We start from the raw sequence: 16,830 nt of genomic DNA, 5'->3' as shown, positions 1-16,830 counted from the left end.
CTCAGGCGGAAGCGCGTTTCAAGCGATCATTGACCGCTTCCCAATCCGGGGTTTGCCCAGGTTTTTCAAATAATACTTGCCTGCAAGCCAATTCGTCAGCCTGACGCAATGTGGCATACAGCGCCTTGGCGACCTCGCCAGGTTTGTCACTCAAGGCTTCAACCAGCACTTCCCCGAACTTTTCTCGCAGCGCGTCAGCCTGCGCCAGGAATTCATCGGTCCAGCCCACACACAAGGTTTTATTCTGCAACTGCAAGGCAGCCAATTCGCTGCCCTGCAACACCCACACTTTTGCATCAGGGCTGTAGTGTTTTTCCAGTGCACCGGAAACGCGCGGGTTGGCGTTTGGAGTTTTGGATACCTCACCGTGACTTTTCACAGCCACGCCCAGCACCGCTTCTATTTGCACGGCAGTAATGGCACCGGGGCGCAATATGGCAGGTTGGCTTTCAAGCAGCGACACGATTGTTGATTCAATGCCCACTTCGGGCACTTCGCCATCCAGAATGAACGGAATTCGATCGCCCAGTTCAGCCAGTACGTGGCTTGCGCGCGTGGGGCTGACTTTGCCAAAGCGGTTGGCCGAGGGCGCAGCCACCGGCACACCGGTTGCTTTCAGTAGTTCAATGGCGACAGGGTGCGAGGGGCAGCGAATACCCACGGAATTTTGCCCGCCAGTGACTTCAAAAGGCATGCGTTCGCCTTTGGGGACCACCAAGGTGAGCGGACCGGGCCAGAAAGCATCCATCAACTTTTGCATGGTGGGGGTTAGCTCAGCCACCCAGCCGGTTAAGTCTGCACCGGGGGCCACGTGGGCAATCAGCGGGTGTTCTGAGGGTCGCCCCTTGGCTTTGAAGATCCCTTCAATGGCGCCAAGCTGAGAAACAGCAGCACCCAGACCAAACACTGTTTCGGTTGGAAAAGCGACCAACCCGCCGCTCTTAAGCGCTTGGGCGCAACGCTGAATGTGTAAATCGCTTGGATCCAACAACTCGGCATGCATGTGAGGTTGACCGGAATCAGTCGTCGTCATCGCCAATGCCCAGAATGTCTCTAACTTCTTGAGCAACCGCCAGGGCACGGTCAAGGGTTTCTGCAATCACCGTGATATGGCCCATCTTGCGCCCTACCCTGGCTTGTTCTTTGCCATACAAGTGCAGCTTCACCTCGGGAATGGCCAATACTTTTTCCCAGGCAGGTTCACGCACACTGCCATCTTCGCCATACCAAAGATCGCCCAACAGGTTCACCATGACGGCAGGACTGTGCTGGCGAGTGTCGCCCAATGGCAGCCCTGCAAGCACGCGAGCCTGTTGTTCAAACTGGCAGGTAACGCAGGCATCAATCGAGTAGTGCCCGCTGTTGTGGGGACGCGGTGCAATTTCATTGACCACCAGGCCCAATTCATCCACTACGAAAAACTCGACGCAGAGTACACCGACGTAATCAAGGGCACCAGCAATTGAAATGGCATTGGCGCGGGCCTGTGCTGCCATGGCGTCATCGATACGGGCAGGCACAATGGTGGTGGCCAATATGCCCTTGCGGTGATGATTTTCAGCCACCGGAAATGTGGCACACTCACCTTTGTGGTCTCGAGCCACAATCACCGACATTTCTTTTTGCAAAGTGAGGCGCTTTTCAAGCACGCATTCCACTTCATTCAAATCAGCGAATGCCTTGCGTACTTCATCGAGCGTTTTGACACGAACCTGACCCTTGCCGTCGTAACCCAAACGGGCCGTTTTCACGATACCCGGCAGAAGGTGCTCAAGATCATCGGTAATGTCGGCCATGCTGCGAATGGCCGCATGGGGTGCAACAGGCACGCCACAACCACTAATGTAGGCTTTTTCTTCAATGCGGTTTTGCGCCACACCGACCGAGAAAGCAGACGGGCTGACAGGAATGCTTTTGGACAGGGTATCGAGTGCCAAAGCGGGCACATTTTCAAATTCAGTGGTAACACCCACGCAGCGCTGGGCCAGTTTTGCCAGGCCTTGATCGTCCAGGTAACCAGCCAACACCTGGTCGTCAGCCACAGACCCGGCCGGGCCATTGGCAACGGGGTCTAGCACCAACACGCGATAACCCATACTTTGCGCGGCCATGCAGAACATACGGCCCAACTGACCGCCACCCAACAGGCCCAGCCACTGGCCAGGTTTGGCTGTTTTGAATTCAATCTTACTCATGTGTTTGGCTTAAAAATCAACGCAAAGGGGGCAGTTCCATTTCTCGGGCCACATTGGACTGGCTTACGCGAAAATCCTGCAATTTCTGGTTTAGTTCAGTGTCGGTCAAGGCCAAAATAGCGACAGCACCCAAAGCGGCATTGGCCGCACCCGCCTCTCCAATGGCGAAGGTGTGCACCGGAATGCCTTTGGGCATTTGCACAATCGACAACAGAGAATCTTCGCCGCGCAGGTACTTGGAGGGCACTGGCACCCCCATGACCGGCACAATGGTTTTGGCTGCCAACATGCCAGGCAGGTGTGCTGCCCCGCCTGCACCGGCAATGATCACCTGGATGCCGCGGGTGGCTGCTGTTTCAGCGTAGGCGAACATTTCATTGGGCATGCGGTGGGCTGAAACCACACGGGCTTCATAGTCCACACCAAAATCGCGCAGCACCTGCACGGCGTTTTTCATCACTTCCCAGTCGGAAGACGACCCCATGACCACACCCACTTTGGGATGGTCGGAGGTGTGCATGTGTGTGGCTTCGGTCATGTTCTTATCCAATCCAAAGGCGGCCGGTCAAAATTTCATAAGCCTGGCGGTATTTGCCCGCTGTTTTGTCGATGATGTCTTGTGGCAGTGTAGGCGCTGGTGCCTTTTTGTTCCAGCCCGGTACGCTTTCCAGGTAATCGCGTACGAATTGTTTGTCATACGAAGGTGGGGAAATGCCCACCTGGTACTGGTCTGCTGGCCAAAATCGAGAGGAATCTGCGGTCAACACCTCATCCATCAAGGTGAGGGCACCGTTTTCGTCGAGACCAAATTCAAATTTGGTGTCCGCAATAATGATGCCCTGGCGGGCTGCGTAATCGCTGGCCTTGGTGTACAAGGCAATCGATACATCACGAATTTGTTGGGCAAGGTCACGACCAACAACATCGCTCATGGTGTCGAAATCAATATTTTCGTCGTGTTCGCCCATGGCTGCCTTGGTGGCTGGCGTAAAAATGGGTTCGTCCAGCTTGGCAGCCATTTGCATGCCTGGGGGCAATTTGATGCCGCACACCGCACCTGTGGCCTGGTAGTCTTTCCAGCCAGAACCGATCAGATAACCGCGCACCACGGCCTCGATTGGCAGAGCTTTCAGCTTTTTGACCACCATGGAGCGGCCCTTGATCTGCGGTGCTTCCTCAGCCGACACCACTGTTTCGGGAGCAATCCCGGTGAGGTGATTGGGCACTACGTCAGCCAGAATGTCGAACCAGAACTGAGCCATCTGGGTAAGCACCATGCCTTTTTCGGGAATGGGTTGATCCAGAATGACATCGAATGCAGACAGGCGGTCGCTGGCCACAATCAACATTTTGTCGTCGCCAACAGAGAAATTTTCCCGAACCTTGCCTCGGTGCAGCAAAGGCAGGGAAGTCAGCTTGGTTTCAAACACAGTACTCATTCAAATGGCCTCTTGGGATTCAGGCTTTAAAAATAAAACACGCGGGGCACAGCCCGCGTGAGCTTCTACAGGCTTTTGCTGACCGTTTATTGAACGATTTGCGCGAGTTCGCCTTTGGCGTATTTCTGTGCAATTTCGCTCATGGGAATCGGCTTGATTTTCGCACCCTGCCCTTCACAACCAAATTCCATGTAACGCTGTTTGCAAATTTGCTTGGCCGCTTCACGCGCGGGCTTTAGCCACTCACGAGCGTCGAATTTGTCAGGGTTCTCGAACAAGAACTTACGCACCGCACCAGTCATGGCCAGGCGAATGTCGGTGTCAATATTGATTTTGCGCACGCCGTACTTGATGGCTTCCTGAATTTCCTCCACAGGCACACCATAGGTTTCTTTCATTTTGCCGCCGTACTGGTTGATGATGGCCAGCAGTTCTGCGGGTACCGACGATGAACCGTGCATCACCAAGTGTGTATTTGGAATTCGGGCATGAATTTCCTTCACGCGTGAAATGGCAAGAATGTCGCCAGTGGGCTTGCGGCTGAACTTGTAGGCACCATGGCTGGTACCAATGGCGATGGCCAAAGCGTCCAGTTGCGTGCCCTTGACAAACACGGCGGCCTCTTCGGGATCGGTCAGCATTTGGCTGTGATCCAGTTTACCCTCAGCGCCAATGCCGTCTTCTTCGCCCGCTTCACCGGTTTCCAGGTTACCCAGGCAACCCAGTTCACCTTCCACTGTTACACCCACCTTGTGTGCCATTTCCACCACTTTGCGGGTCACTTCAAGGTTGTAGTCGAATGAAGCAGGTGTTTTGCCGTCTTCCATCAAAGAGCCGTCCATCATGACCGAGCCAAAGCCCAGATCGATGGCGCCCTGGCAAACCTTGGGGCTTGTGCCATGGTCTTGATGCATAACCAGCGGAATGTGCGGAAATGCTTCCACAGCCGCCTGAATCAGGTGCTTGATGAATGGCTCACCGGCGTACTTGCGGGCACCCGCGCTGGCTTGAAGAATAACAGGCGCACCCACCTCGTCGGCAGCGGCCATAACAGCCTGAACCTGTTCCAGGTTGTTCACATTGAAGGCGGGGATGCCATAGCCGTTTTCGGCGGCATGGTCCAGCAGTTGGCGCATGGATACGAGAGGCATTTCAAAGTCTCCGAAAAATAAAATTAGTCAAATAACTGGTTAATTCAGCAAGCCAATGTGTTCGCCCACGCGAACAATTTTCATGGTGTTGGTTCCGCCCGATTTACCAATTGGCTCACCAATGGTGATCACAATCAGATCACCCAACTCAACCACTTTGGCATCCAGCAAAGCCTGCTCTGATTTCGCCAGCAACACCTCACGGTCCTCAGTTTCGTACTGCATCATGACAGTGCGCACATCGCGGTACATCGACAGGCGACGGCGGGTTTTCTCCTCGGGCGTCAGCGCAAAAATCGGCACGCCACTGTTCAAACGCGACATCCACAATGCGGTTGAACCAGACTGAGTCAGTGCAGCAATCGCCTTCACTTCAAGGTGGTGTGCGGTGAACAAAGCCGCCATTGCAATGGACTGATCCACTCGCTTGAACTTGCGATTCAGGAAATCGGCATCCAGGCTGATGGTGGCTGACTTTTCTGCTTCAACGCACACTCGGGCCATGGCCACAATTGTTTCTACTGGGAACTTGCCCGCAGCGGTTTCAGCTGACAACATCACAGCGTCTGTGCCATCGAGCACTGCATTGGCCACATCGGACACTTCAGCGCGGGTGGGCACGGGGCTTTCAATCATGCTTTCCATCATCTGGGTAGCAGTAATGGTCAGCTTGTTGGCTTCCCGAGCGGCGCGAATAAGGCGCTTTTGAGCCGCAGGCACCGCAGCATCACCAATTTCAACGGCCAAATCACCACGAGCCACCATCAAACCATCGCAAGAGCGTATTAAATCATCCAGATTCTCAAGCGCCTCACAACGTTCGATCTTGGCGATCATCATGGCGTGGCCGCCGGCAGCGCGAGTCAGTTCGCGAGCCATGTACATATCCGCACCGCTTTTGGGAAAGCTGACCGCAATGTAGTCAGCCTCGAAAGCCACAGCGGTGCGGATGTCTTCCATGTCTTTCGACGTGAGGGCAGGTGCGGACAAACCACCGCCCAATTTGTTAATGCCCTTGCGATTCTTGAGCACACCACCCACTTCAGTTTCACAGTGAATTTGACTGGGGGTTACTTTTTTGACTTTCAGTACAATCTTGCCGTCATCCAGCAACAGGGTATCGCCTGTTTTGACATCATTCACCAGCTCGGGATAATCCAACCCAACATGCTCGTCGTCACCTGAGTCGCACTTGGCTTCCAGCACAAAGGGCTGACCATTAACGAGGTTGGTGAATCCGTTGGCAAACACACCAATTCGAATTTTGGGCCCTTGTAAATCGGCCATCACAGCAATGTCGCGCTTCAAACGGGCGGCAATTTCACGCACGGTTTTGACCCGATCTATGTGCTCCTGGGCAGTGCCGTGCGAGAAGTTGACCCGCACCACATTCATGCCCGCGGCGATCATTCGCTCAAGAACGGCGGGATCAGTGGATGCCGGCCCCAAAGTAGCCACTATTTTGGTTTGACGGGGTACATACACGTTGGGCACCAATTTGCTCCCTGAATTAGACATTAAGCCGCTCTCTGTTGAAGAATCTCTACGGCCGGCAGGGTTTTACCCTCCAGAAACTCAAGAAATGCGCCGCCACCGGTGGAAATATAGCTGACCTGATCACCAATGTTGTACTTTGAAATGGCCGCCAAAGTATCTCCTCCACCCGCAATCGAAAAGGCCTTGGAATTTGCAATCGCCATAGCCAGGCGCTCGGTGCCTTTGCCAAACTGATCGAACTCAAACACCCCCACGGGGCCGTTCCACACAATGGTGCCGGCTTTGTCCAGAATGGCAGCCAATTCCTCGGCTGTATTGGGGCCAATGTCGAAAATCATGTCATCGGCGGCGACATCAGCCACTTTCTTGCTGGTGGCATAAGCTGTAGGGGAAAATTCTTTGCCCACCACCACATCGCTCGGAATTGGCACAGCAGCACCTCGGGCTTTCATGTTGTCGATGATGGTTTTGGCCTCGCCCACCAGGTCGTGCTCGGCAAGCGACTTGCCGATTGGCAAGCCCAGCGCAGCCATGAATGTATTGGCGATACCGCCACCCACAATCAACTGGTCCACTTTGTCGGCCAGACTATTCAGAATTGTTAGTTTGGTCGACACCTTAGAACCCGCGACAATTGCGACCATGGGGCGTTTGGGAGCGGAAAGCGCTGCACCCAAGGCATCAAGTTCAGCAGCCAGCAAAGGGCCCGCACAAGCCACTGGCGCATATTGTGCCACGCCGTGAGTAGTGGCCTCTGCACGATGGGCCGTGCCAAAGGCGTCATTGACATAGATGTCGCAGAGCGCAGCAATTTTTTGTGCAAGTTCAGGGTTGTTCTTTTTCTCGCCTTTGTTGAATCGGCAATTTTCCAGCAGCAATACTTCACCTGCTTTCACGTCCACGCCATTTACCCAGTCTTTGACCAGGCGCACAGGGCGACCCAACAATTCACCCAGTCGCGCGGCCACTGGGGCCAAACTCAACTTCTCATCGTACTCACCCTCGGTGGGTCGGCCAAAGTGGCTGGTCAGCAGCAAGGCTGCGTTGTTATTCAAGCAATATTCAATGCCGGGCAAAGAGGCACGAATGCGGGTGTCTTCCGTGATGTTGCCATTTGCATCCACTGGCACGTTAAAATCGACGCGGATCAACACGCGTTTGTTGGATACGTTTTGGTCGGTCAGGCGCAGGAAACGCAACATTGCTTTTCAACTCTCAAGGAAGGTTATTGGAAACAATCCGGAATTATAACGCCCCCAGCCCGCTTTTCCTCGGGGTTGCCTACTCCTTTGTGATTGGAATATTGGCAATTGCAGGGCAAGTTTTTGCGCCCGACTTCGCCCGGCAAGGGCTTGATTTAATTGACTCATTCTTCATTTACATCCTGATAGCGCAGTTTACCCACCTGGGCTGGGTTCACCTGAGTCTGAACCTGGCCGGCTTGGCGATTGTGGCCTGGGGATTTTCGAACCAGCGAAGCCAACGCGAATGGCTGTGGGTACAGTTGCTTTCACTGGTATGGCTTGCGTTTTACTTGAGCCAGATTGAGCCTGTTCAATGGTATTGCGGATTGAGCGGCGCCCTGCATTTTCAGTTCACTGCCTGCCTGCTGCTTGCGCTGCACAGAACCCCAAGCAAACCTGCTCTGGGCTGGCCTTTGTGGGTTCTTGCCGCTGGGCTGATTGCAAAGCTGATACTTGAATGGAATTCTGGCCACACCACCGATGCTTTGGTGGGCGGCCCGATTGCATTTGAGGCCCATAGAGGGGGTGCCTTGGGTGGTCTTTTATTCGGACTGGCTATAATTTTCCGGTCATGGTGGCTTGAGCAGAACACACCTTCCTGAACAACCCAATCAGCAGGGTGAGCATCAGCAAACCAGGCAATGTGGTGGCACCGCCACCACCGCCACCGCCGCCACCTGCGGAGACTGCCGAGCTGGAGCCCGAACCGTTGTCAGTTGTGGGTGTGGTAGTGCCACCTGAACTGGCACTGGCCACCGATGAGGGTGAACTACCATCATCCCCGCTGGCCACCACACGCAGGGCTGTGAAGCTGCTGTGCGCTTCGCCAACCGAGTCGGTCACGGTGAGTTGAAACACCAAGTCAGAGCTTGAAGTCGGGGCTGGCAAGTCAACATCGGCAGTGGTTTGCGTGCCAGTCATCAGCTGCTCACCCGACACCTGCGTCCAGGCATAAGAAGCGATGCTGCGCCCCGCCGCAACGCTGCTGGCAGAACCACGCAAACGGACAGGATGCAAGCCGGTGGCACTCTCCTGATATCCGCTCGTGCCCAAGCCATTGGCTGATGCAGAGGCATTCGCCACAGGGCGGATTCCTTTCACAGCGGACACCGCTGCAAAGGCATTCAGCATGCCAGCGCCACACACAGCGGTGGTGCAATTGCAACTGCCTGAACCCTGATTGGCCGTGCAGGTGCTGCTTCTGGGACTTAAAAAACCTGACGTATTGCCCAAAATTTGGCTACGCAATTGGGCTGGCGTCAGTGCAGGATTAATGGCGCGCATCAACCCAGCCGTCGCTGCCACCAAAGGTGCAGCGAAAGACGTACCGGTTTTACTGACCAAACTGGCCGATGCAGGCGTGGTAGTGCCCGAGTTGCCCAAGCCCACCAAACCATTGCTGAAACCGCCAGGTGCCATCAAGCTGATCGCGCTGCCAATTGCACTGTAACTGGCGCGGCTGCCATCTCGATCCAAAGCGCCCACCGACAGTACGTTGTTACAGTTCGCTGGTGAATCGGCTGAGCCACCGCTGTTTCCAGCTGCGGCCACCACCAAAGAACCCGCTGCATTCACTCGATCCACCACTGTTTGCTCAAATGAGCTACAGGTAGTCGGGCTACCCAAACTCAGATTAATCACATCGGCCGGGTTGGGGTTGCGAGGAATGCCCGGAACATCAAGGCCAGCTGACCACAGCATCGCATCCAATACATCCGACAGCAGGCCGCCGCATTTGCCGAGCACCCGCACAGGCAGCACTTTCACGTTCCAGTCGGCGCCCGCCACATCGGAGTCGCTGTGGGTGTTTGCAGCCACCTGCCCAGCCACAAAAGTGCCGTGCCAGCTTGAATTCTTGACGCTGCAACCCGAGAAAGTAGAAGTCTGGGAATCTTCCGTGCTGATCCAGTTGCCAGGGTCTGCTGCATTGGCATCGCGGCCGTTTCCATCATTGGCTGTAGGTACGTCCGAGACAAAGTCATAACCGCTGAGCAATCGACCCATCAAATCGGGAGTTTCAAAAACCACACCTGTGTCCAACACAGCCACGACCACATCGGCGCTCCCGCGAACCACATCCCAAGCCTGATCAAATTTTGCGCCTGCAGTGTTCAATGTAGAACGCAAGGCCCACTGGTTGGCAAAGGTTGGGTCGTTGGGTGTTGCAAATGCACGCACAGGCCGGTCTTCAATTGCAAACTCCACCTCGGGGTCACTGGCCAGGCGGTTCAGCATGGATTGCTGATCACCCGTACGCACGCTGCTACCCCAACGCATCACATGTGTACCCACCGAACCTGCGCGCAACCAAGTGGCATCCACATTGTTTCTCGCCATCACATCGGCAAGAAATTCACCTTCTTTTTCCAGGCGGCGAAGGGACGGCGCGCTGCTCAGCTCAACCGAGTTCTTCAATTTGATAATGAATTGAGCACCGCCACTTTGCGCATGGGCCGGCGCAACCAAGAGAATCCACAGCATCAGCAAAACGCTGGTGACCAGCACACGCAGGGGTGTCAGTTTTTGCTTTTTGGGACGGAAGGTCAACATGGCAATACTCGCTTATCACAATGGGTTCAGGTTACCCAGCGAGGTGCGCAATCAATTTGTTGAATAGAAAGCAGAACGGAGCCTACTTCTCAGCCACCTCGCCAAAGCCTGACGAATACCGCTTTAACGGCATGAAACAAGGCTTTGCACATGACCAATAGGGGTAGGGAGACCCACAAAAGGGGGAGGTTTTTTGAGGAATACGATGACGTAAAAAAACCGGGCTCAAGGCCCGGTTTTTGATGGCACGGACTTGGGAAATTACTTCGCGTTCATCAGTGCAACGGTGGTGTCCAACATGCGATTGGAGAAACCCCACTCGTTGTCGTACCAGCTGGACACTTTCACCAGCTTGCCGCTGACTTTGGTCAAAGTGGCATCAAACGCGCTTGAAGCCGGGTTGTGATTGAAGTCGATCGACACCAAAGGCGCCTCGTTGTATTCCAACACACCCTTCAATGGGCCTTCGGCGGCAGCCTTCAGAATGCTGTTCACTTCTTCAACTGTCGTGTCGCGCTTGGCAATGAACGACAGGTCAACCATGGACACGTTGATGGTGGGCACGCGCACAGCGTAGCCATCCAGTTTGCCGTTCAGTTCTGGCAACACCAATCCAACCGCAGCAGCCGCACCTGTTTTGGTGGGGATCATGCTCATGGTGGCAGAACGGGCACGGCGCAGGTCTTCGTGGTACACATCGGTCAACACCTGATCATTGGTGTAGGCGTGAATGGTGGTCATCAGGCCGGTTTCAAGGCCAATTGCATCATTCAAAGGCTTGACTAGCGGGGCCAAGCAGTTGGTGGTACAAGACGCGTTAGAGATCACTGTATCGGTGCTTTTCAGCACGCCGTGGTTCACACCAAATACAACCGTGGCATCGACGTCTTTACCGCCAGGGGCGGAAATAATCACTTTCTTGGCACCACCTTTCAGGTGGGCAGATGCCTTCTCCTTGGAGGTAAAAAAGCCTGTGCACTCCATTACCACGTCCACACCCAACTCGCCCCATGGCAATTCGGCAGGGTTGCGATTGGCCAGTACCTTGATCTTGTCGCCATTGACCACCATGTAATCGCCATCGACAGTCACTGTGCCGGGGAAACGGCCGTGCGCAGTGTCGTACTGGGTCAGGTGAGCGTTGGTTTTGGGATCGCCCAAATCATTGATCGCCACGATTTGAATGTCGTGTTTTTTGCCACCTTCATAGTGGGCACGCAATACGTTTCGGCCGATGCGGCCATAGCCGTTGATCGCTACGCGAATGGTCATGACAAATCTCCTTGAAAGTAAATCAAATATTCGGTTTCTTAAGCCAATGCCTGTTATTGAGCCAAAGCCAAGGCGGCCTCGGTAAACTTCTCGGTGGTTAGCCCAAAATGCTTGAACAGAGCGCCAGCAGGTGCAGATTCACCAAAGGTGCTCATGCCCAACACGGTGCCTTTCACACCAGCCTGTGCAATATATTTGTACCAGCCATCGGTCATACCCGCCTCAATTACAGCGATCGGCGCTGTGCCCAGCACTTCGGCCTTGTAGGTAGCGCTTTGGCGATCAAATACATTGGTTGAAGGCATGGACACCACACGCGCCGCGATACCTTTCTCAGCCAAAGCCTTCTGCGTGTTCATGGCGATTTCAATCTCGGAGCCCGTGGCGATCAAGGTGACCTTGGCATCGGCTGCATCGGCTAACACATAACCACCTTTGGCGATCGAATTCAATACCGATTCCGAACGGGCCAGGAATGGCAGGTTTTGGCGGCTGAACAACAAGCTGCTCGGGCCGTCCTTGCGCATCACTGCGCTGTTCCAGGCTGCCATGGATTCCACTGAATCAGCAGGGCGCCACACATCCATATTGGGCAGCAAGCGCAGGGTGGCGGCATGCTCAACAGGCTGGTGGGTGGGGCCGTCTTCACCCAGGCCGATTGAGTCGTGGGTGAACACAAAAATATTGCGCTTCTTCATGAGCGCGGCCATGCGCAGGGCATTGCGGCTGTAATCAGAGAAGGTCAGGAAAGTAGCGCCAAATGGAATGTAACCGCCATGCAGGGCCACACCGTTGAGCGCAGCACTCATGCCGAACTCGCGCACACCCCAGTTAATGTGATTACCCGCAGTAAAGCCGTCTTTGTTGCGACGCACGGCCACGCAATTGGGCCAGTTGGTCAAATTCGAACCCGTCAGGTCAGCAGAACCGCCCAGCAATTCAGGCAATTCAGCTGCCAATAGGGTAATCGCGTTTTGGCTCGCTTTGCGGGTAGCAATGGTTTCGCCTTTGGCAGCCACTTCGGCCAGCAAACGGGCAGCAGTCTGTTCAAATTGGGCAGGCAAATCACCCGCCATGCGGCGCTTGAACTCCGCAGCCTTGGCCGGGAATTTGGCAGTGTAGGCGTCAAACAGCTTGTCCCAGGCCGACTGGCGAGCAGCGCCCTCAACCTGCGCATCCCAGGCATTGTAAACCTCAGCAGGAATCTCGAAGGGCGCATGTTCCCAACCAATCGCGGCGCGGGTTGCGGCAATTTCAGCATCGCCCAGCGGTGCGCCGTGTACTTTGTCGGTACCGGCCAGGTTGGGCGAGCCTTCGCCAATATTCGTTTTGCAACAAATCAGGGTTGGCCCCTTGTCCAGCGCAGCATTTTGCTTGGCCTGCGCAATTGCGGCATCCACGGCGTCTACATCGTGACCATTCACGTTGGGAATTACATTCCAGCCGTAGGCCTCAAAACGCTTGGGCGTGTTGTCGGCAAACCAGTGCTCTACCTCACCGTCGATTGAAATGCCGTTGTCGTCGTACATCACGATGAGCTTGGACAAGCCCAGCGTACCCGCCAGCGAACAGGCCTCATGAGAAATACCTTCCATCAGGCAACCGTCGCCCAGAAACACATAGGTGTTGTGATCAACGATTGGGAAACCCGCCTCATTGAACTCGGCTGCCAACAGTTTCTCAGCCAAAGCCAAGCCCACTGCATTCGCAATGCCCTGCCCCAAGGGACCGGTGGTGGTCTCAACTCCGGGGGTAATGTCCACCTCGGGATGGCCTGGTGTTTTAGAATGCAGCTGGCGGAAATTTTTCAGTTCCTCAATCGGCAAGTCGTAGCCGGTCAGGTGCAGCAGCGCGTAAATCAACATGGAGCCGTGGCCGTTGGACAACACAAAGCGGTCGCGATCAGCCCACAGGGGGTTTTGCGGATTGTGCTTCAGGTGGCGGGCCCACAAGGCCACTGCGATTTCGGCCATGCCCATTGGCATGCCGGGATGCCCGGATTTGGCGGCTTGAACTGCATCCATGGCGAGCGCGCGAATCGCGTTGGCCATGTTCTTTGACGAAGAGGACATAGGTATGGGGATTGAGGGTTATGCCTGTGGCAAAGTTGGAAAAAAATGAATTTTATCAAAGCTATCCCAATAAAGCGCCCCCCCGCGGACAAACCATTCAATAAAGACAGGGAAACATGAAACACGACAAAGGCAAGCGCTTACCACGCTTCCTGCTAGAACACTGCAACAGCGCGAGCCAAGTGCTTGATCTGTCGGACGACTTGATGCATTACGCCTCAAGGGTTTTGCGCCTGCGTGAAGGCGAGGCAGTGCGCGTCTGGAATGGCAAAGGCTGTGAGTACCACGCCACAATCCACTATGCATCGAAGAAACTGGCGCAAATTTACATCAGCGACCAACTGGCCATGCGAAACACCGAGCTGAATAGACCCTTGCACGTGCTACAGGCCCTGCCAGAGGGCGACAAAATGGATTGGGTGCTTGAAAAATGCACAGAATTGGGCGTAGCCGGCTTTCACCCGGTTCAGGCCCAGCGCAGCGTGGTTAAACTGGAAGGTGAACGGGCTGCCAAGCGGCAAGCCCATTGGGAACGCGTGGTTTTGGCGGCGAGCTTGCAAAGCGAACGGGAACAACTGGCCATAGTTGAACCAGTCAGGTCTCTTTTTGATGCACTTGAATATGTGGCACAAACCTGGCCCAGCGCGCATGTACTTTGGTTTACACCTCAAGCCGAACGGGGATTGCGAAATTGGACTCCCCAGGCAAACGCGGAGGAACCTTTGGTCATTTGCGTGGGTCCGGAAGGTGGTTGGTCACCCGAAGAAACTGACACCGCCACGCAACTGGGTGCCCTGCCCCTGAATTTTTCGCAACGTGTTTTGCGAACCGAAACATTTGCAGTGGCCTGCACAGCGCAGCTGACAGCCTTGCTAAACCTTGAAGCACATTGAACAACAAGAGAGACAGACATGAGCAGTACCCAAAGCCAAACAATGAACAACACATTTGAATTCAAGAACCCCAACCTGTTGCAAACAAACCCATTTGTATACGGCAGTTTTCATGAATGTGAAGTTGATTTTCCAGTAGACAACCCCTCCACAGGCGAGACCATTGCGCAAGTTGGTAATACCTCAATCGCATTGGCCCACGACGCCATTCTGTGTGCTGAAAAAGCACTGGCCAGCTGGCGCAACACCACCGCCAAGAGCCGGGCGCAAATGCTGCGCAAGTGGTTTGACCTCATCATCGACAACGCCGACGACCTCGCATTTTTGATGACCCTGGAACAGGGCAAACCCCTGGCCGAAGCCAAAGGCGAAGTCATTTATGGCGCAAGCTTTGTGGAATGGTTTGCCGAGCAGGCCAAACGCATCGAAGGCAGCGTGCTGGAATCACCCCAATTGGGTCGCGAACTGCTGGTGTTGAAACAAGGCATCGGCGTTTGCGCAGCCATTACGCCATGGAATTTTCCGATCGCCATGATTACCCGCAAGGTGGCACCCGCATTGGCTGCTGGCTGTACAGTGGTCATCAAACCCGCCGAACAAACCCCGCTTAGTGCATTGGCATTGGCTGAATTGTCACGCCAGGCAGGCATTCCGGCTGGTGTGCTGAACGTGATCACCGGCGACGCTGACCGTTCCATCGAGATTGGCAAAGTGTTGTGCGAAAGCGAGATCGTACGCAAACTCACCTTCACAGGCAGCACGGAAGTAGGTCGCATCCTGATGCAACAATGCGCCCCGACCATCAAGAAACTGAGCCTGGAATTGGGTGGCCATGCGCCGTTTATCGTGTTTGAAGACGCCGACCTCGACAAAGCTGCCGATGGCTTGATTGCCTCAAAATTTCGAAATGCGGGCCAAACCTGCGTCTGCACCAACCGCATTTACGTACAACGCGGTGTACAACAGGCTTTTGCCGACAAGCTGCAAGCCCGAATTGCCAAACTGGAAGTGGGCGACGGCCTGAAAACCAAAGCCAGTATTGGCCCAATGATTGATGACAACGCTGTTGCCAAAGTTCAAAAACATGTGGACGACGCACTTGAGAAGGGCGCGAAACTGCTGTATGGCGGCAAACCCCACACCCTGGGTGGCCGTTTTTTCCAACCCACACTGATCGACAATGCCGACCACCGAATGCTGGTGGCGAAAGAGGAAACCTTTGGCCCGCTGGCGGCCATTTTCCCGTTCGACACTGAAGAACAGGCCATCAACTATGCCAACAACACGCCTTTTGGCCTGGCTGCCTACTTTTACACCGAGAACTCGGCGCGCACCTTCCGCGTTAGTCGTGCCTTGGAATACGGCATGGTGGGCATCAATGTGGGAGTTTTCTCCAACGAAGTGGGACCTTTTGGTGGGGTGAAGCAGTCTGGGCTGGGCCGGGAAGGCTCGGTTTGGGGCATCGAAGAGTTTCTGGAAATGAAGTACCTGTGCATTGGCACGCTCTAAGTTCGAAAGCCCCAGCCAACCATTACAATACGGTGCAATCGGAATACAAACACAGAATTACGAAGGACACTGGCGCACATGGAAAAGAAACCGCTGACGTTTCAACAGGCCATCTTGACCCTGCAAAATTATTGGGACCAACAAGGTTGCGCCCTCTTGCAACCCTTCGACATGGAAGTGGGCGCGGGCACCAGCCACACAGCTACCTTTTTACGCGCCTTGGGGCCTGAGCCCTGGAATGCTGCGTATGTACAGCCTTCGCGTCGCCCCAAAGACGGCCGCTATGGTGAAAACCCCAACCGCATGCAGCACTACTATCAATTTCAGGTGGTGCTGAAGCCATCTCCAGAAAACATCATTGACCTGTACTTGGGCAGCCTTGAGGCCTTGGGTATTGACACCCAGCAAAACGACATTCGTTTTGTGGAAGACAACTGGGAAAACCCAACATTGGGTGCCTGGGGCCTGGGCTGGGAAGTGTGGCTCAACGGCATGGAAGTAACCCAGTTCACTTATTTCCAACAAGTGGGCGGTCTGGATTGTTCGCCAATTCTGGGCGAAATCACTTACGGCATTGAACGCCTGACCATGTATTTGCAAGGCAAGGAAAACGTGTACGACCTAGTGTGGACCGAGCGCGAAGAAAAAGGCGTGAAGAAAGTGCTGACCTATGGCGACGTATTCCATCAAAACGAAGTGGAGCAGTCCACTTACAACTTTGAGCACAGCAATGCCGACATGTTGTTTCGCCACTTTGGTGAATATGAGGCGGAAGCCAAACACCTGATCGAAGTGGGCTTGGCCTTGCCCGCCTATGAAATGATTTTGAAAGCTGCACACACATTCAACCTGCTGGATGCGCGCGGTGCTATTTCTGTGACCGAACGCGCGGCCTACATCGGCCGAATCCGCAATTTGTCACGCGCAGTGGCGCAAGCCTATTTCGACTCCCGCGAAAAGCTGGGCTTCCCCATGTGCAACACCCCCAATACACAAGCGGCCTGATAT

At 54.6% G+C, this 16,830-nt stretch carries 14 protein-coding genes; 4 read left to right on the top strand and 10 right to left on the bottom strand.

Annotated features, from left to right (window positions below):
- Position 1: 1 nt before the first annotated feature.
- From PY990_RS10040 to PY990_RS10010, 7 genes are all read right to left on the bottom strand, one after another.
- Positions 2 to 1,033 (bottom strand): L-threonylcarbamoyladenylate synthase, encoded by a 1,032-nt coding sequence (locus PY990_RS10040; protein WP_275271486.1) that lies wholly within the window; start codon positions 1,031 to 1,033, stop codon positions 2 to 4.
- Positions 1,020 to 2,195 carry a 5-(carboxyamino)imidazole ribonucleotide synthase gene (locus tag PY990_RS10035; protein WP_275271485.1) on the bottom strand — a complete coding sequence of 392 codons (1,176 nt, stop codon included), beginning with the start codon at positions 2,193 to 2,195 and terminating at the stop codon, positions 1,020 to 1,022. The genes PY990_RS10040 and PY990_RS10035 overlap by 14 nt, the downstream gene beginning before the upstream one ends.
- Before the next feature lie 16 nt (positions 2,196 to 2,211).
- A complete protein-coding gene (gene purE / locus PY990_RS10030; protein ID WP_275271484.1) occupies positions 2,212 to 2,733 on the bottom strand; it encodes a 5-(carboxyamino)imidazole ribonucleotide mutase in 522 nt (173 codons plus the stop codon).
- A 4-nt stretch (positions 2,734 to 2,737) separates the two neighbouring features.
- Entirely contained in the window at positions 2,738 to 3,634 is an 897-nt protein-coding gene (locus PY990_RS10025) for a phosphoribosylaminoimidazolesuccinocarboxamide synthase (protein WP_105027055.1), read from the bottom strand.
- 86 nt (positions 3,635 to 3,720) lie between these two features.
- Entirely contained in the window at positions 3,721 to 4,785 is a 1,065-nt protein-coding gene (fba, locus tag PY990_RS10020) for a class II fructose-bisphosphate aldolase (RefSeq protein ID WP_275271483.1), read from the bottom strand.
- A gap of 39 nt (positions 4,786 to 4,824) precedes the next feature.
- Entirely contained in the window at positions 4,825 to 6,303 is a 1,479-nt protein-coding gene (gene pyk, locus PY990_RS10015; RefSeq protein WP_275271482.1) for a pyruvate kinase, read from the bottom strand.
- On the bottom strand, positions 6,303 to 7,484 hold the full coding sequence (locus PY990_RS10010; protein WP_275271481.1) for a phosphoglycerate kinase: 1,182 nt from the start codon (positions 7,482 to 7,484) through the stop codon (positions 6,303 to 6,305). Before PY990_RS10010 ends, pyk begins: the two co-directional genes overlap by 1 nt.
- 89 nt (positions 7,485 to 7,573) lie before the next feature.
- Between PY990_RS10010 and PY990_RS10005 the strand changes: the two genes are divergently transcribed.
- Positions 7,574 to 8,128, top strand: coding sequence for a rhomboid family intramembrane serine protease (locus PY990_RS10005; RefSeq protein WP_275271480.1), 555 nt, complete (start codon positions 7,574 to 7,576; stop codon positions 8,126 to 8,128).
- Here PY990_RS10005 and PY990_RS10000 read toward each other — a convergent pair.
- The 3 genes from PY990_RS10000 to tkt form a co-directional block, all read right to left on the bottom strand.
- Positions 8,082 to 10,076 (bottom strand): S8 family peptidase, encoded by a 1,995-nt coding sequence (locus tag PY990_RS10000; protein WP_275271479.1) that lies wholly within the window; start codon positions 10,074 to 10,076, stop codon positions 8,082 to 8,084. The genes PY990_RS10005 and PY990_RS10000 overlap by 47 nt on opposite strands.
- Before the next feature lie 261 nt (positions 10,077 to 10,337).
- Positions 10,338 to 11,348, bottom strand: a complete 1,011-nt coding sequence (gene gap / locus PY990_RS09995; protein WP_275271478.1) for a type I glyceraldehyde-3-phosphate dehydrogenase — start codon at positions 11,346 to 11,348, stop codon at positions 10,338 to 10,340.
- Positions 11,349 to 11,401: 53 nt separating this feature from the next.
- Positions 11,402 to 13,399 (bottom strand): transketolase, encoded by a 1,998-nt coding sequence (gene tkt / locus PY990_RS09990; RefSeq protein ID WP_275271477.1) that lies wholly within the window; start codon positions 13,397 to 13,399, stop codon positions 11,402 to 11,404.
- Between the two features lie 137 nt (positions 13,400 to 13,536).
- Between tkt and PY990_RS09985 the strand changes: the two genes are divergently transcribed.
- The 3 genes from PY990_RS09985 (at position 13,537) to glyQ (ending at position 16,827) form a co-directional block, all read left to right on the top strand.
- Positions 13,537 to 14,313 (top strand): 16S rRNA (uracil(1498)-N(3))-methyltransferase, encoded by a 777-nt coding sequence (locus PY990_RS09985; protein ID WP_275271476.1) that lies wholly within the window; start codon positions 13,537 to 13,539, stop codon positions 14,311 to 14,313.
- Between the two features lie 18 nt (positions 14,314 to 14,331).
- The gene (locus PY990_RS09980) at positions 14,332 to 15,822 is read left to right on the top strand and encodes an NAD-dependent succinate-semialdehyde dehydrogenase (RefSeq protein WP_275271475.1); all 1,491 of its coding nucleotides are present in this window, start codon (positions 14,332 to 14,334) and stop codon (positions 15,820 to 15,822) included.
- Positions 15,823 to 15,900: 78 nt separating this feature from the next.
- A complete protein-coding gene (gene glyQ / locus PY990_RS09975) occupies positions 15,901 to 16,827 on the top strand; it encodes a glycine--tRNA ligase subunit alpha (RefSeq protein ID WP_275271474.1) in 927 nt (308 codons plus the stop codon).
- Positions 16,828 to 16,830 lie beyond the last annotated feature (3 nt).

Origin of the sequence: Limnobacter olei (genome assembly GCF_029087225.1) — a bacterium.
In the GTDB taxonomy this organism is placed as follows: Bacteria; Pseudomonadota; Gammaproteobacteria; order Burkholderiales; family Burkholderiaceae_B; genus Limnobacter; species Limnobacter olei.
Note: the sequence above shows the minus strand (reverse complement) of the source record. Positions and strands in the feature narration are given on the sequence as shown.